Origin of the sequence: Parvibaculum sp., assembly GCF_049672805.1 — a bacterium.
Classification (GTDB): domain Bacteria; phylum Pseudomonadota; class Alphaproteobacteria; order Parvibaculales; family Parvibaculaceae; genus Parvibaculum.
The window spans coordinates 1-1,508 of record NZ_JBATWS010000109.1 but is presented as its reverse complement, the minus strand read 5'-3'; the positions used below and the strand labels follow the sequence as shown (position 1 = coordinate 1,508).

Sequence of the window (1,508 nt, the reverse complement as noted above, 5' to 3'; positions counted from 1 at the left end):
AGTGTGAAAGGATCAGCCTATGCGCAAACCTGTCCGTCTTGGCATCGCCGGCCCCGTCGGTTCTGGCAAGACCACGCTTCTGATCCAGCTCTGTCGAGAGATGGGCAAGCGCTACTCGATGGCAGTCATCACCAACGACATATTCACCCAGGAAGACGCAGAGATTGTTGCGCGCAGCGGAGCAATCGACCTTGAACGCATCGTAGGCGTGGAAACTGGAGGCTGTCCACACACTGCCATTCGTGAAGACGTCTCGATGAATCTGGTGGCGGTCAACAACCTGGTCAAACGCTTTCCCGACCTAGACTTGATCCTGATCGAAAGCGGTGGCGACAACCTTGCCGCAACGTTCAGCCCCGAGCTTGCCGACAGCCATATATATGTGATCGACGTCGGGGAAGGCGAAAAGATCCCGCGCAAGGGCGGGCCGGGGATCACCCGTTCGCCGCTGCTTCTGATCAACAAGATGGACATCGCTCCTTATGTCGGCGCAGACCTGTCGGTCATGGATCGGGACGCCCGCAAGATGCGGGGCAGCAAGCCCTACATCTTTACCAACATGAAGTCCGGCGCGGGGCTGGAAGCTGTCATCACCTGGGTTGAGCACAGCGTGCTCATGTCTGAAGCCGCTTGAGGTCTTATCATCATGCAAATCGTCTATCCGGATAGCAACTGGGCCATCGGCAAACATGCCTTGATGAACTTGCATGTCATCAAGCGAAACGGCCGGACCGAAATCGACCCGAAGAGCTGGCGCATACCTTATCAATGGCAGGGGTGCCACTATCAGGACAATGACGACCAGCCCTTCCTGCTTACCATAAACAGCGGCGGCGGCTTCGTCGAAGGCGACTCCGCCCAGCTCTACGCCACGATGGAAGAGGATACGCGCGCGCTCATCACGACGACTGCGGCGAGCAAGTTCTACAAATGCCCGCAAGGTGAGACGTCTCGCGAAGAAATCCGCATCGGCGTCAGCAAGGATGCGCTGCTGGAATACGTGCCTGACGAAGCCATTTTGTTTGCGGATTCGAGAGTGGAAAGGCGCACGCGCATCGACCTTGATTCCACATCGCATCTTTTTGCCACCGACATGATCGCGGCTGGCCGCGTCCACTACGGCTCAGGCGAGGCATTCAAGTTCCAGGCCCTCGAATCCGAATTCGAAGTGCGAGTAGACGGAGAGGTCGTTCTGCTCGATCGCTTGATTGCCCAGGATACCGAGGAAGTGGATGCGCTGCGCCGCCTATGGGGAGGCTCGTCCCAGATGGCGACGATCATCGCCGTAAGCGCCAATCTTCCCCGCGGCATCGAAAGCAAGATCGAAGAAGAAATCTCGAATTGCGAAGTTTCTTCCGCAGGTGCGACCCGCATCGGAAATGCCGTCATTTGCCGTATTCTTGCAGCGGAAGCATGGGCTTGCCATGAGGCCGTCTACAAATGCTGGAGTCTGGTGCGTCCTCATCTGGCAGGAAAGGCCGCGCGCCCTATCCGCAAATGTTGAGCAG

At 57.5% G+C, this 1,508-nt stretch carries 2 protein-coding genes; both read left to right on the top strand.

Annotation, left to right across the window (positions count from 1 at the left end; all coding sequences use genetic code 11):
* The first annotated feature begins 19 nt into the window (after positions 1-19).
* Positions 20-634 carry an urease accessory protein UreG gene (ureG, locus tag WBF74_RS03500; protein WP_424435234.1) on the top strand — a complete coding sequence of 205 codons (615 nt, stop codon included), beginning with the start codon at positions 20-22 and terminating at the stop codon, positions 632-634.
* 12 nt (positions 635-646) lie between these two features.
* On the top strand, positions 647-1,504 hold the full coding sequence (locus WBF74_RS03495; RefSeq protein ID WP_424435231.1) for an urease accessory protein UreD: 858 nt from the start codon (positions 647-649) through the stop codon (positions 1,502-1,504).
* Positions 1,505-1,508: the final 4 nt, after the last annotated feature.